Annotated in this window: 23 protein-coding genes; 12 read left to right on the top strand and 11 right to left on the bottom strand. The window is 74.4% G+C overall.

Annotated features, from left to right (window positions below):
• Positions 1–9 precede the first annotated feature (9 nt).
• The 3 genes from MF406_RS13780 to MF406_RS13770 form a co-directional block, all read right to left on the bottom strand.
• On the bottom strand, positions 10–822 hold the full coding sequence (locus MF406_RS13780; protein WP_242894802.1) for a family 1 encapsulin nanocompartment shell protein: 813 nt from the start codon (positions 820–822) through the stop codon (positions 10–12).
• Entirely contained in the window at positions 819–1,214 is a 396-nt protein-coding gene (locus MF406_RS13775) for a hypothetical protein (RefSeq protein ID WP_242894800.1), read from the bottom strand. Before MF406_RS13775 ends, MF406_RS13780 begins: the two co-directional genes overlap by 4 nt.
• A 269-nt stretch (positions 1,215–1,483) precedes the next feature.
• The gene (locus tag MF406_RS13770; protein WP_242894798.1) at positions 1,484–1,981 is read right to left on the bottom strand and encodes a DoxX family protein; all 498 of its coding nucleotides are present in this window, start codon (positions 1,979–1,981) and stop codon (positions 1,484–1,486) included.
• 341 nt (positions 1,982–2,322) lie between these two features.
• On the opposite strand from MF406_RS13770, the gene MF406_RS13765 reads away from it, so the two are divergent.
• The 5 genes from MF406_RS13765 (at position 2,323) to MF406_RS13750 (ending at position 5,380) form a co-directional block, all read left to right on the top strand.
• Complete coding sequence (locus MF406_RS13765) at positions 2,323–3,027, top strand: sigma-70 family RNA polymerase sigma factor (RefSeq protein ID WP_305852960.1); 705 nt, start codon at positions 2,323–2,325, stop codon at positions 3,025–3,027.
• The gene (rsrA, locus tag MF406_RS13760; protein WP_242894787.1) at positions 3,024–3,371 is read left to right on the top strand and encodes a mycothiol system anti-sigma-R factor; all 348 of its coding nucleotides are present in this window, start codon (positions 3,024–3,026) and stop codon (positions 3,369–3,371) included. Before MF406_RS13765 ends, rsrA begins: the two co-directional genes overlap by 4 nt.
• 142 nt (positions 3,372–3,513) lie before the next feature.
• A complete protein-coding gene (locus MF406_RS19135) occupies positions 3,514–3,588 on the top strand; it encodes a 50S ribosomal protein bL37 (RefSeq protein WP_371744670.1) in 75 nt (24 codons plus the stop codon).
• A 149-nt stretch (positions 3,589–3,737) separates the two neighbouring features.
• Positions 3,738–4,715 carry a zinc-binding dehydrogenase gene (locus MF406_RS13755; RefSeq protein WP_242894786.1) on the top strand — a complete coding sequence of 326 codons (978 nt, stop codon included), beginning with the start codon at positions 3,738–3,740 and terminating at the stop codon, positions 4,713–4,715.
• Positions 4,712–5,380 carry a hypothetical protein gene (locus MF406_RS13750; RefSeq protein ID WP_242894784.1) on the top strand — a complete coding sequence of 223 codons (669 nt, stop codon included), beginning with the start codon at positions 4,712–4,714 and terminating at the stop codon, positions 5,378–5,380. Before MF406_RS13755 ends, MF406_RS13750 begins: the two co-directional genes overlap by 4 nt.
• Positions 5,381–5,412: 32 nt before the next feature.
• Here the strand turns inward: MF406_RS13750 and MF406_RS13745 are convergent, their stop codons facing one another.
• Entirely contained in the window at positions 5,413–5,778 is a 366-nt protein-coding gene (locus MF406_RS13745) for a VOC family protein (protein ID WP_242894782.1), read from the bottom strand.
• Between the two features lie 93 nt (positions 5,779–5,871).
• Between MF406_RS13745 and MF406_RS13740 the strand changes: the two genes are divergently transcribed.
• Positions 5,872–6,840 (top strand): YafY family protein, encoded by a 969-nt coding sequence (locus tag MF406_RS13740; RefSeq protein ID WP_242894780.1) that lies wholly within the window; start codon positions 5,872–5,874, stop codon positions 6,838–6,840.
• 40 nt (positions 6,841–6,880) lie between these two features.
• On the opposite strand, the gene MF406_RS13735 is transcribed toward MF406_RS13740, so the two are convergent.
• Positions 6,881–7,573 (bottom strand): molecular chaperone, encoded by a 693-nt coding sequence (locus MF406_RS13735; RefSeq protein WP_242894778.1) that lies wholly within the window; start codon positions 7,571–7,573, stop codon positions 6,881–6,883.
• 147 nt (positions 7,574–7,720) lie between these two features.
• Between MF406_RS13735 and MF406_RS13730 the strand changes: the two genes are divergently transcribed.
• The 4 genes from MF406_RS13730 (at position 7,721) to MF406_RS13715 (ending at position 10,008) form a co-directional block, all read left to right on the top strand.
• Entirely contained in the window at positions 7,721–8,044 is a 324-nt protein-coding gene (locus MF406_RS13730; RefSeq protein ID WP_242894776.1) for a carboxymuconolactone decarboxylase family protein, read from the top strand.
• Positions 8,041–8,400, top strand: a complete 360-nt coding sequence (locus MF406_RS13725; RefSeq protein ID WP_242894774.1) for a DUF6457 domain-containing protein — start codon at positions 8,041–8,043, stop codon at positions 8,398–8,400. The genes MF406_RS13730 and MF406_RS13725 overlap by 4 nt, the downstream gene beginning before the upstream one ends.
• Positions 8,397–8,897: a molybdenum cofactor biosynthesis protein MoaE gene (locus MF406_RS13720; protein ID WP_256463896.1), complete on the top strand. Its 501-nt coding sequence runs from the start codon at positions 8,397–8,399 to the stop codon at positions 8,895–8,897. The genes MF406_RS13725 and MF406_RS13720 overlap by 4 nt, the downstream gene beginning before the upstream one ends.
• A gap of 268 nt (positions 8,898–9,165) precedes the next feature.
• Entirely contained in the window at positions 9,166–10,008 is an 843-nt protein-coding gene (locus MF406_RS13715; protein WP_242894772.1) for a Rieske 2Fe-2S domain-containing protein, read from the top strand.
• A gap of 117 nt (positions 10,009–10,125) precedes the next feature.
• On the opposite strand, the gene MF406_RS13710 is transcribed toward MF406_RS13715, so the two are convergent.
• From MF406_RS13710 to MF406_RS13685, 6 genes are all read right to left on the bottom strand, one after another.
• A complete protein-coding gene (locus MF406_RS13710) occupies positions 10,126–10,491 on the bottom strand; it encodes a MoaD/ThiS family protein (protein WP_242894770.1) in 366 nt (121 codons plus the stop codon).
• A gap of 1 nt (position 10,492) precedes the next feature.
• The gene (gene moaA, locus MF406_RS13705) at positions 10,493–11,647 is read right to left on the bottom strand and encodes a GTP 3',8-cyclase MoaA (RefSeq protein ID WP_371744503.1); all 1,155 of its coding nucleotides are present in this window, start codon (positions 11,645–11,647) and stop codon (positions 10,493–10,495) included.
• Positions 11,648–11,827: 180 nt separating this feature from the next.
• A complete protein-coding gene (locus tag MF406_RS13700) occupies positions 11,828–12,424 on the bottom strand; it encodes a GDSL-type esterase/lipase family protein (RefSeq protein ID WP_242894768.1) in 597 nt (198 codons plus the stop codon).
• Positions 12,425–12,840: 416 nt separating this feature from the next.
• Positions 12,841–14,247 carry a hypothetical protein gene (locus MF406_RS13695; RefSeq protein ID WP_242894766.1) on the bottom strand — a complete coding sequence of 469 codons (1,407 nt, stop codon included), beginning with the start codon at positions 14,245–14,247 and terminating at the stop codon, positions 12,841–12,843.
• On the bottom strand, positions 14,244–16,085 hold the full coding sequence (locus MF406_RS13690; protein WP_242894764.1) for an SIR2 family protein: 1,842 nt from the start codon (positions 16,083–16,085) through the stop codon (positions 14,244–14,246). The genes MF406_RS13695 and MF406_RS13690 overlap by 4 nt, the downstream gene beginning before the upstream one ends.
• A 246-nt stretch (positions 16,086–16,331) precedes the next feature.
• A complete protein-coding gene (locus MF406_RS13685; RefSeq protein ID WP_242894762.1) occupies positions 16,332–20,345 on the bottom strand; it encodes a multifunctional oxoglutarate decarboxylase/oxoglutarate dehydrogenase thiamine pyrophosphate-binding subunit/dihydrolipoyllysine-residue succinyltransferase subunit in 4,014 nt (1,337 codons plus the stop codon).
• 597 nt (positions 20,346–20,942) lie between these two features.
• Between MF406_RS13685 and MF406_RS13680 the strand changes: the two genes are divergently transcribed.
• Positions 20,943–22,265, top strand: a complete 1,323-nt coding sequence (locus MF406_RS13680) for a hemolysin family protein (protein ID WP_242894760.1) — start codon at positions 20,943–20,945, stop codon at positions 22,263–22,265.
• The gene (locus MF406_RS13675; protein WP_242894758.1) at positions 22,262–23,317 is read left to right on the top strand and encodes a hemolysin family protein; all 1,056 of its coding nucleotides are present in this window, start codon (positions 22,262–22,264) and stop codon (positions 23,315–23,317) included. Before MF406_RS13680 ends, MF406_RS13675 begins: the two co-directional genes overlap by 4 nt.
• Positions 23,318–23,355 lie beyond the last annotated feature (38 nt).

The raw sequence follows: 23,355 nt of genomic DNA, 5'->3' as shown, positions 1-23,355 counted from the left end.
CCCGTCTGCTCAGCCCGCGACGAGGGCGACGGCGGCCTCGGGCGTGGCCACCCGGAAGCTGAACGACTGCTCGAGGTAGAGCCGCAGCTGATCGCCGTCGTGACCGTCGTACCCCAGGGCGAGGTCCTCCCCCGACTCGAACAGGAAGTCGTCGCCCCGGATGCTCAGCACGACGGCGCCCTGGACCCCCGGCACCCAGACGATCGGGCCGGCGAGGATCTTGCGCAGGTGGTCGAACAGCGGGTACCCGCCGTGCTCGGCGGTCTCGGTCACCGAGGTGTAGTCCGCCGGGCTGAGCGCCAGCCCGTACGGGCCGCCGATCCCGTTGCTCAGCAGGACCTCGACCGCCTTGGCCACCCGCTTGGGGTAGTCGTTGACGTCCAGCACGGGAGGGATCGGGCCGTGCGGGGAGGCTTCCGCGATCCCGGTGATGCCGGCCGCCGGCCAGCCGTGGAACACGGCGGTGTTCTCCGCGGTCGCCATCCGCACGGCGGCGTCGTCCAGGTTGTCCAGGTCGACGTCGACCGCGCCCCGGTCGACGTTGAGCACCTCGTCCCGGCTGAGCGTGAACGGCACCCGCACCTCGGTCAGCGGCAGCACCCGGCGGCGGCGCGCCTGCACCCCGTCGACCGGGGCCTGCCCGACCGTCTCGCTCCGGCCCAGGTTGGTCGCGGAGTAGGCCCAGCCGAACGGGCCGGCGAACTCGACGAGCTTCCGCGCCCCGAGCGCCGCGACCAGGCGCTCCCTGGCCTCCGCGTCTAGCTGCGCCCAGCCGGCGTCGGTGATCGGGGCCCGCGAGCGCAGCAGGTGGGTGGTGCTCACAGTCCCTGTCCCTTCAGGCTGCCGATGCCGAGCGTCCCGTCCGCGGGGCCGGGGCCGGCTTCGCCGCCGCCGCCGGCCCCGGTGGCCGCTGCCTCGGCGGTCTCGCCGTGCGCGACGATGTCGCCGTCCTGGAACAGGATCCCGCGGGCGATCTCCCGCCACTGCGGCTTACGGCGGAACAGGAACTCCAGGTCCATGGCGAAGTGCTTGTACTCCTCGCCCAGGGAGTCGAGCATCACCGCTCGGGACTCCCCGTCCGGCTCGAGGGACAGCCGCTGCTCGTACCAGCCGATGGCCTCGGCCTCCTCGGTCAGGTTGGCGCACATCCGCGCGAAGGTGCGCGTCTCGGCCGACAGCTCCTCGGCCGGCTCGTGGTACTGGTCGAAGCCCATCGGAACTCCCTGCTGGTCGTCCGGGATCCTGCTCGGGACGTTGGTCGTTGCTTGGACCGTACGCCCGGCGGTGGCCGCCGACCAGCCCCACCAGCCGTCGGGGACGGCTCTGGACGGGGTTCGACCGCCTGGAGGGGACTCGACCGCCGACGTCGGCGGGTGGCTGCTGAGGGGCTGAGCCGAGGTCGGGCCGACGGGGGTGGCGCGCGAGAAGGCGCGCACGAGCCTCACCGGGGAGTGGGCCGGGCAGGTGATCCGGGCGGCTCGGGTCAGCCCTTGTACTTGGCCTTGGCGGCTGCCCGGGCCTCCCGGACCTCCACGGCGTGCTCGCGGGCGTTGCTCCACCGCCACCCCCAGGAGGGCTTGCCGGCCAGGTCCTTGGCGGCCAGCAGGAGCCCGCCGCCGAGGCCGACGCCGCGCAGCAGCCCGGAGCTGAACTGCTTGCGCTGCTGGGGGCCGTTCGCCGCCCACACCGGGTTGTTGACGACCGTGAGCGGGACGTTGACCAGGGCGAGCGTCAGGGCGGCGGACCGCGGGTTCCGGCCGGTGGCCAGCATCAGTCCGGACACGGCGGTGACCCCGCCGAGGACGCGGGTGAGCATCTTGGCGTCGGAGGTGAGCACGGGCGGCAGGCCGGCCTTCTCCAGCAGCGGCGTCACCTTCTTGAACTGCGCCACGTGCGCGTCCGGGTGGAGCAGGGCGTCGACGCCGTCGGCGACGAAGACAGAGGCAAGCATGGGACGGGCGATGCGTCGTGTGAGGTTCATAGACCATTGCTACCGCACCAGCGGGTCTGCGGCGAGCGTTCCGGCCCACCGGACGGGTCTCGCATCAGCAGGCGTGGCTGGCCCCGCCTAGACCGGCGGAGCTGGGCAACGGTCGGCCGGTGCCCGGGCCGGCCGTCGTCGTGCTCCGCCCGCCACCGGGGCGACCGGCCCCGCCTTGCCCACCGGCTACCGCTGACCAGCCGGCCCGGCCCGCCGCCGTCGTCAGGGCCCGCGGCACAGGGCCTGCCGGTCAGCGGTCTCGGCCCCCGCGGGCCCCGACCTACCCGACCCGACCGCGGCGGTCTCGGAATGATCACGGCGACCCGCCGGTTGCACCCGGCATGACAGTCCTCGCTCCGCCGCCGGCCGCACCCTGGGGGTTCGCCCCGGGCGCTGCCGGGCTAGGCTCGTGGGTGATGACCGAGAGCCACGAGGGCGACCTCGTCCGCGCCCCCGACGACGAGTCTGACGTCGAGCGGTCGGTGCGGTTCGAGCGGGAGGCCCTGCCGTATCTGGACCAGCTCTACGGCGCCGCCATGCGCATGACGCGCAACCCCGCCGACGCCGAGGACCTGGTGCAGGAGACCTTCGCCAAGGCCTTCGCCGCGTTCCACCAGTACCGGCCCGGCACCAACCTCAAGGCCTGGCTCTACCGGATCCTCACCAACTCCTTCATCAACACCTACCGCAAGAAGCAGCGCGAGCCCCAGCAGTCCGACGCCGACTCGGTGGAGGACTGGCAGATCCACCGGGCCGCCTCGCACACCTCGAGCGGGCTGCGGTCGGCGGAGACCGAGGCCCTGGACCAGCTGCCGGACTCGGAGATCAAGGACGCGCTGAACCAGCTCCCGGAGGACTTCCGGATCGCCGTCTACCTCGCCGACGTCGAGGGCTTCGCGTACAAGGAGATCGCCGAGATCATGGGCACCCCCATCGGGACCGTCATGTCCCGGCTGCACCGGGGGCGCCGCCAGCTCCGAGAGCTCCTCGTCGACCACGCTCGGGAGCTGGGGCTGCGCACGGAGGCCACGGAGGCCAAGGCATGACCGCTGAAGGACGCGAGACGGAGGCCGACCGGATGGGGCTGGCCGCACGTGCGGAGGAGTCGGTGACCGAGCGGGTCGGCGCCGACGCCGACAGCTGCACCTGCGACGAGCTGCTGGACCATCTCTTCGAGTTCCTCGACGACGAGGTGGACGACGGCGACTGCACCCGGTTCCGGCGGCACATCGCCACCTGCCCGACCTGCACCGAGGCGGCCCACGCGGAGCAGCACATCCGGGAGATGGTGCGCCGGTCCTGCGCGGAGGTGGCACCGAGCTCCCTGCGCCTCCGGGTGGTCGCGCAGCTGACCGTGCTGAGCGCCAACGGGGTCCGCGCCGGGGAGTAGCCCCGGCCGGCCCGGACCGGCTGGGCCGGGCCGCCCGCTCGGCACCGAGCGGCCCAGGCCTCCCCGCGCCGCGTGCGCCGGGTGCACCGGGCCGCTGTGGGACCATGGACCGTCTCGATCGTCCATAGAGCAGGAGAGCACCATGAGCAAGCGCGGTCGCAAGCGTCGGGCTCGCAAGGCTGGCGCCGCCAACCACGGCAAGCGCCCCAACGCCTGAGTCGCCGCGGGAGTCCCCGCCGATGCAGCAGGGCCGGTCCGTCAGGACCGGCCCTTTCTGCTGCCTTGGGTCTACCGGCCCGTCGGCCCGGTGCCGGCGGACCTGCTGAGCGAAGATCCCTCGCCGGCCACCGCCCGTAGGGTGAGGGGATGCTGTGCGCCTACGCCCAGAGCCAGGACCCCGCCGACCCCCTCGCCGGGCTCGTCGTCGGCGAGCTGCCGGACCCCGGCGCCCCGTACCCGGACTGGGTCCCCGTGCAGGTCCGCGCCGCCGCCCTGAACCACCACGACCTGTGGTCCCTGCGCGGGGTCGGCCTGCCCGTCGACCGGCTGCCCATGATCCTGGGCACGGACGCCGCGGGCGTCCTGGACGACGGCACCGAGGTGATCGTCCACTCCGTCATCCCCTCCCGGGACTGGCACGGCGATGAGACCCTCGACCCGCGCCGCACCCTGCTCTCCGAGCTGCACCCCGGCACCCTCGCCGAGCGGGTCTGGGTGCCGGCCGGCAACGTGGTGCCCAAGGCGCCGGAGCTGACCTGGACCGAGGCCGCCTGCCTGCCCACCGCCTACCTCACCGCGTACCGGCTGCTGTTCGACGCCGCCGCCCTGCGTCCCGGCGGCACCGTCCTGATCCAGGGCGCCGGCGGCGGGGTGGCCAGCGCCGCGACGGTGCTGGCCCGCGCCGCCGGGCTGCGGGTGTGGGTGACCTCCCGCAGCGCCGCCAAGCGGGACCGGGCCCGCGAGCTGGGCGCGCACGAGGCGTTCGAGCCGGGGGCCCGCCTGCCCGATCAGGTCGACGCCGTCGTGGAGACCGTGGGCGAGGCCACCTGGTCCCACTCGCTCCGGGCGCTGCGCCCGGGCGGGACCGTCGCCGTCGCCGGGGCCACCTCCGGGGCGATGCCGCCGGCCGACCTCAACCGGGTATTCTTCCGGTCCCTCCGGGTGGTCGGCACGACCATGGGGACCCGGGAGCAGCTGGTGGCGCTGCAGCAGATGCTCGTCGCGACCGGGGTGCGTCCCGTCGTCGACGACGTCGTCCGGCTGGCCGACGTCGGCCCGGCGCTTGGCCGGATGGCGAGCGGGGACGTGGTGGGCAAGCTCGTCGTGGACCTGGCCGCGGCGTGAGCGGCGCCGAGGCCGGCTTCGCGGCGCAGATCGCCCAGGCGGCCCGGGACCGGGCGGCGAGCTGGGCCGCCGTCGCCGAGGTGCTCGAGGGGCCGGGGGAGCGGCTGGCCGAGGCGCTGCGCTCCGGTGCGCTGGCGGCCGCGTGGCGGGACGCCGCCGGCTGGGTGGGCGACGACGCCGAGCTCTTCCTCGCCGACCTGATGACCCTGGACACCTACGCCCGGGGAAGCCGGCGCCGCACCCTGGCCGACGACGTCGCCGCCCTGCGCGCCGGCTGCCCAGCGGACCTGTTCGGCGCCGCCGGTCCGGGCGGCGCTGGGGGCCTCGCCGGCGCCGCCGGTCCGGGCGGCGCCGCCGCCCCGACCGCTGCCGCCCACCTCGCCCCGCACGCGCGGCACCTGGCCGACCTGTGCCGTGCCGAGGCAGACGCCTGGGCGAGCGGCGACGTCGGCCGCGGCCGGCAGCTGCGGGCGGAGGAGCAGGACGTCATCACCGCGTCCCTGGCCGCCCGGCTGCCCGCCGTCGGCAGACGGCTCGCGCAGGAGTCCTCGGCGCAGGTCTGGCGGGCCCTCGGCCGGCTGGTCCTCGCGGTCCTGTCGGTGGAGTCCGGCGAGGACTACCACCGGGCGGTGCTGGGGGAGCGGCGCGGGCGGGACGGGCGCTGACGGACGGACGTGTGGACGGGGTCCCAGGCAGGTCAGTCCACCGGGGAGACCCGGATGAGGTTGCCGTCGGGATCGGTCACCACGAACGTGCGACCGAAGACGTCGTCGTGGGGCTCTTCCTCGACGTGGACCCCCTTGGCGACCCAGCGCGAGTAGAGGTCGTCGATCGTCGACGCCGGGCCGGGGACCATGAGGCCGACCTCGGACGTGCGTGGGGTGCTCGGCACCGCGTGCTCGCTCCGCCCGGTCCACAGCGCGAACAGGACGCCGGGGGCGACGTCGAACGCGACGTAGCGAGGGCTGGTGAAGGTTGGCTCGATGCCGAACAGGTCGCTGTAGAAGGCGGTGGCGGTCTTCGCGTCGCGGACGTAGATCAGGAACAGGTTGGGTGCGGGCATGGGGGGCTCCTGGGGTCGGTGACTTCTCGGTACCGCACGAGGCCATCACTGAATCACGACAGAAGCTGTCACCTTTTCTGCAACGATCTCCCTGTGAGGGCTGCTCGGCTGCTGCACCTGCTGCTGCTCCTGCAGGCACGTCAGCGCATCACCACGGCCGAGCTCGCGGAGCGCCTGGAGGTGTCCCGGCGCACCGTGCTCCGCGACATCGAGGCGCTCTCGGCGGCGGGGGTGCCGGTATATGCCGAACGGGGGCGCAACGGCGGGATCGTCCTGCTCCCCGGCGCCCGGCTCGACGTCTCCCGCCTGGAGCCCCGCGAGCTGGAGGCGCTGTCCGTCACCGGGCTGGACGGCGACCAGCTCGAGCGCCTGGGGCTGGCCGCCGCGCACGAGACGGCTGCGCGCAAGATTGCCGCCCGCCAGGCCTCCGCGCCGGGCGCCTCGGCGGGCCTGCTGGGGCTGGCGGAGCTGGTCGTGGTCGACAGCACCGCCTGGCTGGCGGCGCCTGGCCCGGGCGTCGACGTCGCCGACCTCGCGTCCGTGCTGCGTCACCGACGTCGGCTGCGCATCCGGTACCGGAGCAGCGCAGAGAAGCGCCCCTCGGCACGGGTTGTCGACCCGTACGGGCTCGCGACGAAGTCGGGCCGCTGGTACCTGGTCGCCGATGATCAGGGCACCGGTCGACTGTTCGCCCTGGAGCGGCTCACGGACTACGAGCCCCTCGAGGCACCGGCCGCACTCCGCGCCGGGCAGTCGCTCCGCACGGTGTGGACAACGCTGAAGGAACGCACCGAGACGCCGGGCCAGGTGATCGTGACCGTTCGTCTCCGTGAGAGCCGTCTCGACCTCGCCCGGCGCATCCTCGGGGCCCGGATCCACGAGGTCGCCGCCGCTGACGAGGGCTGGTGCACCGTCGTCCTCCGCTATCCCGACATCGAGTCGGTACGCCAGCTCCTGCAGTTCGCCGACCACGTCGAGGTGCTGGCCCCCGACGCGGCGCGGGAACGTGTTCGTCAGCTTGCGACGGACCTCGCCGAGAGGCACAAGACGCCAGCCTGCTGACCGGCGACCGGCATTGCCGGCTGCCGACCGATGCCCCCCGTCAGCCGAGGAAGGTGGACCGGGCGCAGCGCAGCGTGCCGAGCCCCAGCGCGGCCACCCCCTGGTAGAAGTACGTGCGGGAGCCGTTCGCCGCCAGGGTCAGGCAGCGCGGGGCCCAGCGCAGCAGGTGCTCCTGGAGGAAGGCCGCGTGCGCGGCCAGCGTCCCGGCCAGGGCGGCGTCGTCGGCCGCCGTGAGGGCCGCCAGCCCCCGCGCGCACAGCCGGGCGAGGAGGTTGAGCTCGGCGCCGATGTGGTCCTCCGGGACCGGCAGCCGCGCGGCGGGGAGCCCGGACGCTACGTAGGCGCGCCGCACCGCCGTCGTCACCGGGCTTCGCTCGTCGGCGGGCAGGTGCGCGGACTCCCGCGGCGGGGCGTACACCGGTCCCGGCCCCCGGAAGAGCCGGTGGTAGTCCGTCCGGACGTCCCGCGCCGTCTCCCCGGCCAGCCCAGACTCGGCCAGCAGCGCGGCGCCGCGGGCACAATCCTCGTCGAGCAGCAGCGGCCACGCCCGGAGCGGTCCGGGTTCGCGCAGCCGGACGAGGGCGCCCTCGGTCGGCGCGGCCAGGAGCAGCCGGGCCAGGGTGGCGTAGGCGGTGGCGTAGTGGTCCAGGGTGACGCCCAGGGCCGGGTCCGCTGCCGGAGAAGTGATCGTGCCGACGGCGCTCGGCCGGGTCCTGCGGTCGGTGGTGGGCATGCTTCTCCTTCGCGGGACGTCGGCCACCATCGTCCCGGCCAGGCTGGTCCGCGCGGTGGGCCCTTGGGCCCCGCGCGCCCGCGGGCGGGCAGCGCACGGCGGCGCTGTGCCACGATGGGCCGAGGCACCGTCTGGAGAGGGGTCGACGTGGCGCGGCAGCACCTGCCCGAGGTCTACACGAGCTTTCGGGAGCGGTTCGGCGACGTCGCCCGCGCGCAGGACGCCCTCGCCCGCACCGTCGACGACGCCGGCCCGCTGGACGAGCGGACCTCCCGCCTGGTCAAGCTCGGCATCGCGCTGGGCGCCCAGGCCGAGGGCGCGGTGCGGTCCAACGTGCGCAGGGCGCTCGCCGCGGGCGCGTCGGTGGCCGAGATCGAGCAGGTGATCCTGCTCGGGATGACGACCCGCGGGTTCCCCGCCACCGTGGCCGCCTGGCAGTGGATGCGCGAGGTCGTGGGGGAGGAGCCGTGACCGAGCGGGACCGCGGCGACGTGACCGAGCGGGACCGCGGCGACGTGACCGAGCGGGACCGCGGCGACGAGACCCAGAAGATGGCCGTCATGAACCGCTGGCTCGACGCTGTCTGCGCCGAGCTCGGCGTGGACCGCACCGTGCTGGACGACAACACCACGGCGCTCCTCCGGCTGATTAACCATGTCGCCCACGGCCCGAGCCGCCCCGGCGCACCGGTCACCGCCTTCCTGGTCGGCCTGGCCGCCGCCGCGGCCGCACCGGCGGATCCCGGCGAGCAGTCCCGGGCCGTCGCCGACCGATTGGCCGCCGTCGAGAAGCTGGTGGCGGCGTGGGACGAAGGCCGAGGCCGGTGACCACGCCAGCCGGGTCCACGCCCGGGTCGGGCCGCCCCGACGGCACCGCCGACACCTCCCGCCGCACCCAGCCCGGGCGGCGGGTCGCCGTCGCCGCGGTCCGCGACGAGCCCATCACCGCGGACGAGTGCGCGGAGGCGGTCGGGGACGACGCCGCCGGCGCTGTCGTCACCTTCGGCGGGGTGGTGCGCAACCACGACGGCGGCCGTGCGGTCAGCGCCATCGAGTACGTCGCGCACCCCGCCGCCGGGCAGGTGGTGGCCCAGGTGGCCGCCGACCTCGCCGTCCGCTTCCCGGTGGACGCCGTCGCCGTCGTGCACCGGGTGGGGACGCTGGCGGTCGGGGACGTGGCCCTCGCCGTCGCCGTCTCCGCCGCCCATCGCGCCGAGGCGTTCGCCGCCGCCGCCGAGCTGGTGGAGGAGGTCAAGCGGCGGCTGCCGGTGTGGAAGCGGCAGGTCTTTCCCGACGGCGGCCACGAGTGGACCGGGAGCGCCTGAGCCCCTGCCCGGAACGCGGGCCACGACGGCGGGCACCCCAGCGTCCGTCGCCGTCCTTCCAGCCGCTGCCGTGCCGGGGCCGTCCTCCCAGCCCCTGCCGCGCCGTCGCCGTCCTCGCCGCCGCACTCCTCGCCGCACTCCTCGCCGCGCCGCTCTCCCCGCCGTCGTCCCCGGGTGCCCGCCCGCTCGCCCCGCCCTACCATGACCGGACCCAGGTGCCCCGTCGTCACGACGGCGCCGCACCGCCGTCGTGAGGAGGAGGGCAGCGATGAGCACGCTGATCGAGCGGCTGGAGAACTCCACCGCCCCCGACGCCGTGGCCAAGCCGCTCCAGCGGGTCGTCAGGCGCCTGGTCCAGCCGCGGTGGGTGCGCAACACCCTGAGCGGGACGTTCCTGGGGCACCCGCTGCACCCGGCGCTCACCGACGTGCCGATCGGGACCTGGCTCGCCGCCGCGGTGCTGGACACCGTGGGCGGGCGCAGCGCCGCCCGGGGTGCGGCCCTGCTGGTCGGCACCGGCATCGTCGCGGCCGTGCCGACTGCGTTGTCCGGGCTGAACGACTGGTCGGACACCCACGGGGCGGCCAGCCGGGTCGGCGTCGCCCACGCCTCCGCCAACACCGTGGCCCTGGCCCTGTACGGGGCGTCCCTGGCCGCCCGGGCCCGCTGCCGCCGGGGTCCCGGCCGGGCGCTCGGCTACGCCGGGCTCGCCGCCGTGCTGTCCGGGGCCAGCCTGGGTGGGTACCTGGCCTACACCCAGGGCATCAACGTCAACCGGACCGCCTTCGAGCACCGGCCCACCACGTGGACGCCGGTGGCCGCCGACGGCGACGTCGGCGAGGGGCAGAGCGTGCGGGTGGACGCGGCCGGCGCACCGGTGATGCTGCACCGCAGCGACGGCAATCTGCAGGCGCTCGCCGCCACCTGCACCCACCTCGGCGGGCCGCTGGAGGAGGGCGAGGTCAAGGACGGCTGCGTGACCTGCCCCTGGCACGGCAGCACCTTCCGGCTCGAGGACGGCTCGATCGTGCGCGGCCCCGCCAGCGCGCCGCAGCCCACCTACGACACCCGGGTGGTCGACGGCCGGGTCGAGGTGCGGGCCACCCGGTAGCCGGGCGCCGCGGCAGCCGAGGAGCCGGGGCGGTCAGCCGCCGGCGAGGCACCGCGACAGCCGAGCTGCCGGACGTCAGCCGCCGGCGACGCACCGCGACAGCCGAGCTGCCGGACCTCAGCCGCCGGCGAAGGGCGGCAGGACGTCGACGCGGACGGGCGCCGTCGACCCCGGGGCCCGCAGCGGCGCGGCCAGGTCCTCGCGCACGACGTCGTCGACGAGCAGGCTGGAGATGCTCAGCACCCGGTCCGCCCGGGGGCCGTGCGCGGCCGCGACGGCGGCGCGGAGGTCGGCCGCCGTCGCCCTGGCGGGGAGGGTGAGCGTCTCCTCGGTGGCGCCGACGGCCTCGGCGGCCCCCGCGAAGTAGCGCACCTGCACGACGACGACGGCGGCCGGGTCCGGGGTGGGGAGATCTGGGCTTGCGGCAGGGGCGCCCGTGCTCGGGACCGTGGCGTGGACGTCGGGCAGGCGGGGGGCGGTCATCTCAGCCTCCGATGGCGCTCATGGGCCGCTGCGGCTGCAGGAAGCCCGGGTCGTCGATGCCGTGGCCGGCGAGCTTGCCCCACATGGCGGTGCGCCAGTGCTCGGCGAGGGTCTCGTCGTCGGCGCCGTCGCGGAGCAGGCCGCGCAGGTCGGTCTCGGTGCGGGAGAACAGGCAGGTCCGCACCTGCCCGTCGGCGGTCAGCCGGGTGCGGTCGCAGGCGCCGCAGAAGGGCTGGCTGACCGAGGCGATGATCCCCACCGTGCCGCCGGGGAGGCCGTCGGTGCCCGGCGCGACGGTGAACCGCTCCGCGGGGGCGGCGCCGCGCTCGGCCGGGTCACTGGGGGTGAGGGTGAACCGGGTGGCGAGCAGCGCCAGGATCTCCGTGGCAGTGACCATCTCCCCGCGGACCCACTGCTCGGGCGGGCCGAGCGGCATCTGCTCGATGAACCGCAGCTCGTAGCCGTGGCTGAGCGCGTAGCCGAGCAGGTCCGGCGCCTCGGTCTCGTTGCGGCCCCGCATCAGCACGGCGTTGATCTTCACCGGCCGCAGGCCAGCGGCGTCCGCGGCGGCGATGCCGGCCAGCACGTCCGGCAGGCGGTCCCGGCGGGCGAGCGTGGCGTAGGTGCGCCGGTCCAGGGAGTCCAGTGAGACGTTGACCCGGGCCAGCCCGGCCGCGGCCAGGCCGGCCGCCCGGTGCTCCAGCCCCAGCCCGTTGGTGGTGAGCGAGGTCTGCGGCGGCGTCCCCTCGTCGGTGCGCAGCGCCGTCGTCGCGGCCACGATGCGCTCCAGGCCCTTGCGCAGCAGCGGCTCCCCGCCGGTGAAGCGGACCTCGCGGATACCCAGGCGCTCCACGGCGACGGTGATGAGCCGGATGACCTCCTCGTCGGTGAGGACCTGCGGGGTGGGCAGCCAGTCGAAGCCCTCGGGCGGCATGCAGTACTCGCAGCGCAGGTTGCACCGGTCGGTCAGGGAGACGCGCAGGTCGTGGGCGACCCGGCCGAACCGGTCCACCAGGGCCGGGGTGCGGGGACGTTGTCCCTCGGGCGCGACGCCGGCCCGCGCTGCTTCGGGCGCGGGCGGCACGGCCGCGGCCGCGGGCGGCACCGACTCCCGCGCCGCTGCGCGCGGGCGGGGCAGGCCGAGGTCGACGGGCACTCCTCCACTGTAGTCATGCGCCGCCGTGGCCGACCGGCCGGGCGGTGGTCGTGGGCTGACCGGGGACCGGGGGACGCGCGGGCGATCACCGGCGCGGCGCTATCCCGCTGCTGCGAGCAGCAGCCGTCGGCGTCGCCACGCCCGGCGGCCGCCGCCGTCGTCGCGGGAGAGGCGGGCGGCTCAGACGTCGGCGGGCAGGCCGAGCCAGTCGTGCCAGCCGTTGTGCAGCACCAGCCACGCCAGCAGGCCGTAGCCGGCCTGCCCGGGGTGCCTCCCGTCGCCGGCCGCGACGTCGGCGTGCCACTGCTCGTGCGTGCGCAGCGGCTCGTAGGTCTCCACGTAGGGCACGTGCCGGCGCTGGCAGACGTCCGCGAACGCCACGGACAGGGCAGCCAGCGCCCCGGGGTCGACGTCGGGGCGCGGCGGCGGGCCGACGACGAAGGACGGCACCCGGCTGGCGGAGGCGCCGTCGAGGATGTTGGCCAGGTTGAGCCGGGAGCGCGCCAGAGACAGGCCCTCGTCGAGGTCGGTGGCGCCGAGGCCGACGACGAGCCGGTTGTCCGCGTGGGAGGCGAAGCGGCGGTGGGTCTCGGACTCCCACCGCGCAGCCAGGGCCGTGGTGGACTCGGCCGGGACCGCGAGCTGGGCGACGAACGCCGGCTCTTCCGTGCGGGTGCGGGCCATGACGCGGCCGACCCAGCCCAGGGCGCGCGCGTCGCCCACACCGGCGGTCAGCTCGTCCCCGACCACGCAGATCCGCAGCTGCCCCTCGCCCACGTTCGCTCCTTCCGTCACGGGCCCATCTTGCCGGTCCCGGGCGCGCAGGTCGGGGACGCGCGGCCGGCAGCGCGTCGCCGGCGGTCGGGCGACGGGGGTGGGCGGCGTCGGCTGGGCGGGCGGCGTCGGCGTGCGGTTGGGAGGCTGGTCGTCGTCCCCTGGGACCACATGTCGCGCGCGGACGGGCTCTCGTGTCAACGGCCAGGTGCAGGTGGCGAGGCCTCACTCGAACGGGTGCATTCACCGAGGTTTGCGGCAGTTTGGCTTCCACTAGCGCCGCAGCGTGCGCGCGATGCACGCCGAGGCGGCCGCACCCATGAACGCCGCAGGCGGTGCAGCGCCCGGCGGAAGGCGGGTGACCGAAGCCTCGAGGCCGCACCCGCGCCCTCGGACCCTGGCGCGTGCCACCCTCGGCGTCACATGAAGAGGCGGTATTGATACACGCTGTCTGGCAGGGTCGGGACCCGCGCGATGGTCTGCGATAGCCGGCGGCTATATGCGATCGTCACCGGCTCCGCGTCGAACGGGGCGTCGTTGTTCCAGTCGAGCGCGGACAACGCCAGCACGTCCTGGGCGGTCGTCCCCAGGGGCCCATGGCCGGCGTCCCGCACCAGGTGCAAGGGCGAGGGCAGCGACTTGACGTTCGGGTTGTACCGCCCGCCTCGCAACGACATGCGCTGCGCTGTGGCGTTGGCCCACAACAGCGCGGAGGTACCCGACAACTGCTGCATCGTTCCGCGGGCGACCGGCCAGTCCGCCGGGCGGCTTCCATGATCACCACGTTCGAGAACGACCCCACGCCACAACGACCGCTGCACCGTGACGCACTCGACGTGCTTAGCCGCCGACCACGCGTCGACGACACCCGCGACCTCGTCCGCGCGCCAGCGGGTCGTCTTGTGCACAGACACCCGCCGGGGTAGCCGTCCGGCGTGGCGATGCTGGTACAAGCTCGCGGAGCGGGCCATGACAGCTCGCATCTCTTCGCGGGTCAGATGCGGGTTGTCCAGGTCGCGCGCGGCTCCGACGTTGTACGCAACGAACTCCATGCCGCCGCCCTGGGAGTCCAGCACCTGCGAACAGCACGTCACGAGCTGCCCGTCGCCGCCGCCACGGACCGCATACGCGAGGCCGATGTATGCGGTCTCCTCACGCGTGACAGGCCTGACCCGCCACGGCACCCCTCCTGCCTTGACGAGCAGGGCGATGCTGAGCCGCCACGCCAGGCTGGCGACGTGCGGGTAGCGCAAGGCGGAGGACTGGCGCAGCATCTGGATCGGGCAGCCCAGCGGGGCCGCCGTCGCCTTGATCAGGTCGTGCAGTTGGAACGCGCCGTCGCTGCTCTCCCGCCACCGCTCCCAGCAGTCCGGTAGCAGCAGCACGATCACGTCCCAGTGGTCGCGGCGCGTCGCCAGCCGGTCCACCGCGCGGCCGACGGCCTCAGCCAGGCGGCGCTGCCCATCCGGACCCTCGCCGGGCGTGTCGGGGGGCAGGTCGATGTGGCACCCCGCGGCGGGGACAAGATCCACGCCGGTGACGGCCGCGAACCCTGGGAATGGCGGCAGGTACGCCTTGCGGTCGCTCGCGTCGTGCTTGTCGCGCAGCCGACCCAGGAACTGGCGCAGCTGCGTCTGGTGGCCGGCCATCGAGATGGTCGCCACCCGGACCGGGCCGCCGCTCGGCGGCGCGGAGAACGGGCCGAAGTTCAGCAGGCCGACAAGAGGGTGGACGTGACTCGCGGGGCGCTCGCCGGCGGAGAAGATGAGTTCCGGCTCGGGCAACAGGAGGTGATGGGGCAGCTGGCCGTTCGGGGCGACTGTCATGCGCGCACCTCCTTGCTCCAGGCAGTCTTCGTGCCGAGCTCGAACAGCCCGCCGAGCGCGTCGGGCTCTGCGGCGTCCGCACGTCGCAGAGCCCACACGCGGGTTGTCTGCGGGTGCCCGTCGTCAACGCCGGCAAGCACCGACGCCCATGTGTCGATGATCGCCGCCCACGCCTCGTTCCTCTTGCGGCGGGCCCACCGTTCCCGGATCCACGCGGCGGCCGGGTCCGCGCTCCTGTTGCGGCCCCCCTCGCCCGCCGTCGGGTCTCGCTCCACCCAAGTGAAGGGCGTGAACTGCAGCCACCAGGAGTCGAACGCGAACTCCAGCCGCAGCCGCACCCCTTCGGCGAAAGACCGCCCTTGCCCGTCTCGGTTGCGCCCGAGGGAGGTCGCGAGCCGGCCGGCGACGGACTCGGTGTACGCCGACTGGACCAACGCGCGGCATTGGCGGGCGCGCTCGGGTTCGTCTTCACGCCGCGCCGGCACGACCAGTCGGGGGGTGCCCCGCTCGCCGACGACCGCGCGCGCTCCGCAGCGTCGCGCCAGGCCGCGAGTCAACGCCTCAAGGGCGAGCGCCCGCACATGCGCGGGTGCGTCAGGCTCGAGCACGACGATGTCCACAGGCTCGGGGGCGGTCTCCAGGTCCAGGGCGGTAGTCAGCGCGGACGCCCGGCCCAGGGCGAGAACCTCGCCGGGGCCCAGCACCGCCGCACCACGCCAACGCGCCGCCCGAAGCCGTGCGCGAAACACCTCCGAGGTGAGCCCCTGCCCTGCCGGGACACTCCACGCCTTGGTCGGCGCGGCCACGACGGGCAGCGCGTTGAGCCTCAACACCGGGAACCGGGGCGCGTTCCCACTGGGCGCCGGCGCCGGGCTGAGCACGCCCCGCGGACGCAACCCGTTGACGTACGTGCGCACCGGCGCGGCAAGGGACACCTGGGCGGCGAGCGCCCCCATGGCCTCGTCGAAGTTCTCCACCTGCACGACATGCGCGGCGGCACCACCACGAGCGGCGTGCGCCAGGAAATCGGTCACCGAGTCGGGCAGAGCGTGCGGCTCACGTGTCAGCCACCAGATCCCATGCGGCCAGCCCCGGGGCTCGCCGGCCGCGTCGGACAGCATGGCCATGACGCTCTCGTCGCGGCCGCTGTAGCCCGCAACCACGAGCCCGAACTGGCGGCTCGCGTCCACGACAGTCTGGCGAAGGACCTCGTCCTGCTCCTGCAGTTCGCGGTCGAGGTTCTTCAGTCGGCTCTCCTGGAAGTCGCCGTGCAGCTTCACCAACAACGGCCAGGTGGAGTCGCTGACTGCGCGAGCCGCTCGGTCGGTGCTGCCGAGGCTCGCCACCGCCAGCAGCGGGGCGCCGGCGCCGGCGTGGGTGCGGGCGTCGCTCGCCGCGCCCTCAACCAACTGGTCGAAGTTCGTCGTCATCACCAGCCGGGTCTTGCCTTCGACCAGGAACGCGCCCAACACGCGCTGCCCGTACGACGGCGACCGCCCATCGAGCATCTGACGTAGGTACGCGCGGCGAGCGCCGTCGTCCGGCATAACGGCCTCCAACACAGCCGAGTAGTCACCAGGACTGCCCAGCTGCGGGAGCCCCGCGATCGTCCGGAAGTGCGCGTGGATACGGTCCATTACAGCCGGGTCGGACTCGTCCAGGTCTTGCCGCACGACGCCGAAGCTCGACGCGTACAACCGCACCAGGAGGTCGTCGACAACCTGCCCCGCCGTGGGGACACCCGCGGATGCGCTCGTCCCCGCACCCAGAAGCCACGCAAGCGCTGGCGCCTGCACCGTCCAGGAGCGCGCGAAGGTGGGTAGATCGACGACATCCACAGGTGCACCTTCCCGCATCGGGACCGCACCTCGAAGCGACACGCCGCTCCCCAGGCGCGTCGTGACATGGTCTGTGAGCAGGCGCGGATACTCACCAAGACGGAAGACGCGGACTGCGGGGCGGTGAGGGCACGTGACCCCAGGCGCGCTGCCGCGGAATCACGGCGGCCCCCGCGGCCCGCACGGAAGGTGGAAGGGCCCGGCCGCCGTCGTGCGGCAGCCGGGCCTGGAACCGACCGACGGGCGTCAGCGGGCGAAGGCGGCGTCCATGAGCTGGGCGTTCTCCTCCACGTGCCGCTTGTGCGAGCCGGTGGACGGGGAGGCGGCCGCCGGGCGGGAGACCACCCGCAGCTCGCGCCCGTCCAGGGCGGGCGGGAGGTGGTCGGAGACGAACGTCCACGGCCCCTGGTTCTCCGGCTCGTCCTGCACCCACACCACCTCGGCCCGGGGGTAGCGGGCGAGCTCGGCGCGGACCGCGTCGAGGTCGAGGGGGTAGAGCTGCTCGAGCCGGACGATGGCGACCTTGTCGTCGACGTCCTTCAGGCGCCGGGCGGCCAGGTCGTAGTAGATCCGCCCCGAGCACAGCAGCACCCGCTCGACCTGCTCGCCGCCGTCGCGGACCCGCTGCTCCACCTCGCCGATCACCGTCCGGAACGTGCCGGAGGTGAAATCCTCCACCGCCGAGGCCGCCGCCTTCAGCCGGAGCAGCTGCTTGGGGGTGAACGCCACGAGCGGCTTGCGGGGCCGGGCGTAGGCCTGCCGGCGCAGCAGGTGGAAATGGTTCGCCGGGGTGGAGGACTGGGCGACGATCATGTTCTCCTCGGCGCACATCTGCAGGAACCGCTCGATGCGCCCGGAGGAATGGTCCGGCCCCTGGCCCTCGTACCCGTGCGGCAGGAGCAGCACCAGGGAGGAGTGCTGGCCCCACTTCTGCTCGGCCGAGGAGATGAACTCGTCGACGACGATCTGCGCGCCGTTGGCGAAGTCGCCGAACTGCGCCTCCCAGAGCACCAGCGCGTCCGGCCGCTCCACCGAGTAGCCGTACTCGAAGGCCATCGCGGCGTACTCGCTCAGCGAGGAGTCGTACACCCAGAACTTGGCCTGGTCCGGGGTGAGGTACATCAGCGGCGTCCACTCCGCGCCGTTGGTGTGGTCGTGCAGCACCGAGTGGCGCTGGACGAAGGTGCCGCGCCGGGTGTCCTGCCCGGCCAGCCGCACCGGCGTGCCCTCCATCAGCAGCGAGCCGAAGGCGAGCAGCTCCCCGAAGCCCCAGTCGATGCCGCCGGCGCGGGACATCTCCTCGCGGCGGGCGAGGAGCTTCTCCAGCTTCGGGTGGACGGCGAAGTCGGCGGGCGGGCGCACGTGCGCCTGGCCGATCCGCTGGAGGACCTCGGCCGGCACGGCGGTCTGCCAGCCGACCATCATCCCGGCGTCCTCCTGCTGGGACTCCGGCCGCTCCAGGCCGAGGACCTGCTCACCGGTCTGCGGCGGGGTCCAGCCGCCGTCGCGGGTCTCGGTGAAGGCCTTCTCCAGCTCCTGCTGGTACTCCTTCAGCGCGGCCTCGGCCTGCTCCTCGGTGAGGTCGCCGCGGCCGATGAGGGACTCGGTGTACAGGGTGCGGGTGGACCGCTTGTTCTCGATCAGGGAGTACATCACCGGCTGGGTCATCGACGGGTCGTCGCCCTCGTTGTGCCCCCGACGGCGGTAGCAGACCAGGTCCACGATGACGTCCTTGTGGAAGTCCTGGCGGTACTCGAACGCCAGCTCCGCCACCCGGGCGACGGCCTCCGGGTCGTCGCCGTTGACGTGCAGGACCGGGACCTGCAGGCCCTTGGCGATGTCGGTGGGGTAGTAGGAGGAGCGGGCCGAGGAGGGCCCGGTGGTGAACCCGATCTGGTTGTTGACGATGATGTGCACGGTCCCGCCGGTGCGGTACCCGCGCAGCTGGGAGAGGTTGAGGGTCTCGGTGACCACGCCCTGCCCGGCGAACGCGGCGTCGCCGTGGATGAGGATGGGCAGCACGGAGAACCCGGCCTCGCCCAGGTCGATGCGGTCCTGCTTGGCCCGCACCACACCCTCCAGGACGCCGTCGCCGGCCTCCAGGTGGGAGGGATTGGCGGCCAGGTACACCTTGGTCGTCTCCCCGTCCGGGGAGGTGAACACGCCCTCGGTGCCCAGGTGGTACTTCACGTCGCCGGAGCCGTGGACGGTGCGCGGGTCCTGGTTGCCCTCGAACTCGGAGAAGATCTGCCCGTAGGACTTCCCGGCGATGTTGGCCAGGACGTTGAGCCGGCCGCGGTGCGCCATGCCGATGGCGACCTCGTCCAGCCCCTCCCGGGCGGCGCCGGTCAGCACGGTGTCCAGCAGCGGGATGAGGGACTCCCCACCCTCGAGGGAGAACCGCTTCTGGCCGACGAACTTCGTCTGCAGGAAGGTCTCGAAGGCCTCCGCCTGGCCGAGCTTGCGCAGGATCTGCAGCTGCTGCTCGCTGGACGGCTTGGCGTAGGGGGTCTCCAGGCGCTCCTGGAACCACTCCCGCTGGGCCCGGTCCGCGATGTGCATGTACTCCACGCCGATGGTGCGGCAGTAGGCGTCCCGGAGCAGCCCGAGGATGTCCCGCAGGGTCATCTGCGGGCTGCCGCCCAGCCCGCCGGTGGGGAAGGTGCGCTCCAGGTCCCACAGCGTCAGGCCGTAGCTGGTGATGTCCAGGTCGGCGTGCCGGCGCTGGCGGTAGGACAGCGGGTCGGTGTCGGCGAGGAAGTGGCCGCGGGAGCGGTAGGCGTGGATGAGCTCGGCGATGCGGGCCGGCTTGCCCAGCTCGGTCTCCGCGGAGTACTCCACGTCCCGCATCCACCGCACCGGCTCGTACGGCACCCGCAGGGCGGCGTAGACCCGGTCGTAGAAGCCGTCGGTGCCGAGCAGCTTGGTGTGGATGGCGCGGAGGAACTCCCCGGACGCCGCGCCCTGGATGATCCGGTGGTCGTAGGTGGAGGTCAGCGTCAGGACCTTGGACACGCCCATCCGGGCGAGCGCCTTGGCGGAGGTGCCGGCGAACTCGGCCGGGTACTCCATCGCCCCGACGCCGACGATGGTGCCCTGGCCCTTCATCAGCCGCGGGATGGAGTGCACGGTGCCGATCCCGCCGGGGTTGGTCAGCGAGATGGTGGTCCCGGCGTAGTCCTCCACGGTGAGCTTGTTGTCCCGGGCCCGGCGCACCAGGTCCTCGTAGGCCCGCCAGAACTGCGCGAAGTCCATCTCCTCGGCCCGCTTGACCGAGGGCACCACCAGGGTGCGGGTGCCGTCCGGGCGGGGCAGGTCGATGGCGAGGCCGAAGTTGACGTGCGCCGGCTCGAAGACGGCGGGCTTGCCGTCCTCGGTCTGGGTGAAGGAGTGGTTCATCTCCGGCACCTCGGCCAGCGCCTCGATCATCGCGAAGCCGATCAGGTGGGTGAAGGAGATCTTCCCGCCGCGGGAGCGGGCCAGGTGGTTGTTGATGACGATGCGGTTGTCCACCATCACCTTCGCCGGCACCGCGCGCACCGACGTCGCCACCGGCACCTCGATGCTGGCCTCCATGTTGCTGGCCGTGCGGGCGGCCACGCCGCGCAGCTTGACCGTCTCGTCCTCGGCGGCCGTGGCGGCGGAGGAGGCGGTCTGCGCGGCGCGCTCGGCGTAGGGGGAGGTGGGCGGCTGGGCGGTGACCGGCGGGGCCGGCGGCAGGTCGCCGCGGACCTGGTCCTGGGCCACGGTGGTGCGGTCGTCGACGGCGGGCACGCTCGCCGGGGTGGGGGGCGCGGTGGGGGCGTCGACGGCGGCCGGGGCCTGCTCGACGGCCTGGGCGGCGGGGGCGGCCTCGGCCGAGGCCGGCTGCGCCGGGGCCTGGTCGGCCTGGGCTGGCCTGGCGGGTGCCTGCTGGGCCTGGGCCTGCGGCGCCGGCTTGCTCGGGGCCTGCTCGTCCCGGGCCGGCCGGGCCGGGGCCTGCTCGGCGGGCGCCTGCTGCGGCGGCGTCGTGCCGGCCGCCGCGCCGTTCCCCGTGCCCGGGATCCGCTCCGCCGGGGTCGCCGGGGTCTGGCCGGGCGGGGCGCTCTCGACGTCGTCGGCGGCGCCCGCGCCGCCCTCGCGCTCGTAGTCGGCGAAGAAGTCCCACCACGCGGGGTCCACGGACCTCTTGTCCTGCCGGTACTTCTCGTACAGCTCCTCGATGAGCCACTCGTTGGCTCCGAAGGTCGCGCTGATGTCGGGGTGCTCCTGGGTGGACACGCGGGGTTCGCCCTCTTCCGGGTCTGTGATGAAGATCGCGGCTTCCAGCCTAGGTGATCGGCTCGCGCGGAGGCGGCCTCAGGGGCCGGTTTCCGCCGATCTGCCCCGGTCTGTGGTGGCCTCGGGGCACCTGCCAAAAGCCGCGGTCAAGGCGGCGTCACGCGGGGCTTGGACCGAGGTACCGGATGGGTCTGCTGGTCGACGGCGGGCCCGGGGAACTCGTCCCGGCCGCGGGTCGTCCGGGGACCTCAGGAGGTCCGATGCGCGGCTCTCCGGGTGTCCGGCAGCGCTCCTGGCCTGAGGTCGCACACGGCGGGCCAACCCCGCAACCGCCGGTGGCCGGACCCTCACCGGGCGGCGGCCGGGCACCCCCGGCCGGGTGCGCCGCCGGCCCCGCCCGCTCGGTACGATCAGGCGCACCATGCGTCGCTCACGCCGCGGTCGACATCCCGCCGACCCCGCCCCAGCCCGACCCTCCACCGCCGACCGCGCCTCGGTCGGCCCGCCCGTGCGGCCCCCCGGCGCGCTGAGCCCGGCGACCACGCCCAGGACGAGGATCGCGCCCAGCCTGGCCACCCCGCCCAGCCCGGAGACGCCGTGCTGACCGAGTGGCTGATGGTCCTGCTCGGCGTCGTGCTGACCGCCGGGACCGCCGTCTTCGTCGCCGCGGAGTTCTCCCTGGTGGCCCTGGACCCCGGCACCGTGGACCGCCGCGTCGCGGCCGGCGACCGGCGCGCGGCCGGCGTCAGCAAGGCGCTGCGCCACCTCTCCCTGGGCCTGTCCAGCGCCCAGGTCGGCATCACCCTGACCACGATCCTGCTCGGCTACACCACCCAGTCGGCGCTGGCCGAGCTGCTCACCGGGCCGCTGGGCTCCGCCGGGCTGGCCCAGGCCGCCGCCTCGGCCACCGCCGTCGTGCTGTCCCTGGTGGCCGTCAACACCTTCTCGATGGTCTTCGGCGAGCTCGTCCCGAAGAACCTGGCGCTGGCCGACCCGCTGGCCACGGCCGGGATCGTCGCCCCGCTGCAGGGCGCCTTCACCCGCGCCCTCCGCCCGGTCATCATCGCCCTGAACGGCTCGGCCAACGCGATCCTGCACCGGTTCGGCGTCGAGGCCGCCGAGGAGCTCTCCGGCGGGCGGTCCGGCCCCGAGCTGGCCGCCCTGGTGCGCCGCTCCGCGGAGCTGGGCACCCTCGACGTCTCCACCGCCACCCTGCTCACCCGGTCCCTCGGGCTCGGCGCGCTGACCGCCGTCGACGTCATGACCGACCGCGGCCGGATGCACACCCTGACCCGGGAGGACACCGCGGCCGACGTCGTCGCCCTGGCCCGGGGCACCGGGCACTCCCGCTTCCCGGTCATCGGCGACGACCCGGACGACGTCGTCGGGCTGGTCCACCTGCGCCGCGCCATCGCAGTGCCTCACGAGCGGCGCGCCGAGGTCCCGGTGGCCTCCTCCTCCCTGATGGTCGACGCCCCGCGGGTGCCCGAGACCCTGGCCCTCGCCCCGCTCCTGGTCCGGCTGCGCGAGGAGGGCCTGCAGATGGCCGTCGTCGTCGACGAGTACGGCGGCACCTCCGGCATCGTCACCCTGGAGGACGTGGTGGAGGAGCTCGTCGGGGACGTCGCGGACGAGCACGACCGGCGCCGCTCCGGCACCCACGCCGGGCCGGGCGGGACCTGGGTGGTCCCCGGGGTGCTCCGGCCGGACGAGCTGGCCCACCAGGCGGGGCTCAGCGTGCCCGACGACGGCCCGTACGAGACCCTCGGCGGCCTGGTGATGGACCGGCTCGGCCGGATCCCCCGGGTCGGGGACCAGGTCGCCGTCGCCGGCGTCGTGCTGCGGGTGGAGCAGATGGCCGGGCGGCGGGTGGACCGCCTGCGCGTCTGGCCGGAGCCGGCGCCGGAGGAGGAGCCGTGAGCACCTCCGCCGCGCTGGTGCTGGCCGTCGTCCTGCTCGCCCTGAACGCCTTCTTCGTCGGCGCCGAGTTCGCCGTCATGTCCGCCCGCCGCTCCCGCATCGAGCCGCGCGCCGAGGCCGGGTCGCGGGCGGCCCGCACCGTGCTGTACGCGATGGAGAACGTCACCATCATGCTGGCCTGCGCCCAGCTCGGGGTGACCGTGTGCTCCACCGGGCTGGGCGTCGTCGCCGAGCCGGCCCTGGCCCACCTCGTCCAGGGCCCGCTGGTGGCCGTCGGCCTGCCCGCGGAGGCGAGCCACGTCGTCGCCTTCGTGCTGGCGCTCGCGCTCGTGGTCTACCTGCACGTCGTGCTGGGGGAGATGGTCCCCAAGAACCTCTCGGTGACCTCCCCCGAGCGCGCGGCCCTGGTCCTCGCCCCGCCGCTGGTGTGGCTGTCCAAGGTGCTCCACCCGCTGGTGGTGGCCCTGAACGGGTTCGCCAACCTCGTCCTGCGGCTGGTGGGCGTCGAGCCCAAGTACGAGGTCACCTCCGCCTTCACCGCCGAGGAGGTCGCCTCGATCGTCGAGCGGTCCCGGGCCGAGGGCGTCCTGCAGGACGACCTGGGCCTGCTCACCGGCGCCATCGAGTTCTCCGAGGAGACCGCCGAGCAGGTCATGGTCCCGCTCGAGGAGCTGCTCACCCTGCCGGTGGGCTGCACCCCCGAGGACGTCGAGCGGGAGGTGGCCCGCACCGGCTACTCCCGCTTCCCGGTGGTCGGGGAGGACGGGGAGCTGGTCGGGTACCTGCACCTGAAGGACGTGCTCTACGCCGACGACGGCGAGCGGTCCCAGCCGGTGCCCGGCTGGCGGGTGCGGGCCCTGGCCACGGTCGCGCCGGGCGACGAGGTGGAGGACGCCCTGGCCGAGATGCAGCGCACCGGCACCCACCTGGCCCGGGTGGTCGGCACCGCCGGCACCTGCCTGGGCGTGGTGTTCCTGGAGGACATCCTCGAAGAGCTCGTCGGGGAGGTCCGGGACTCCATGCAGCGGGCGGGCAACCGCGGCCCGGCGTGAGCGCGGGGGCGGGGGACGGCTGACCGTCCCCCGCCCCG

The sequence above is a fragment of the Georgenia sp. TF02-10 genome (genome assembly GCF_022759505.1).
GTDB lineage: Bacteria > Actinomycetota > Actinomycetes > Actinomycetales > Actinomycetaceae > TF02-10.
Note: the sequence above shows the minus strand (reverse complement) of the source record. Positions and strands in the feature narration are given on the sequence as shown.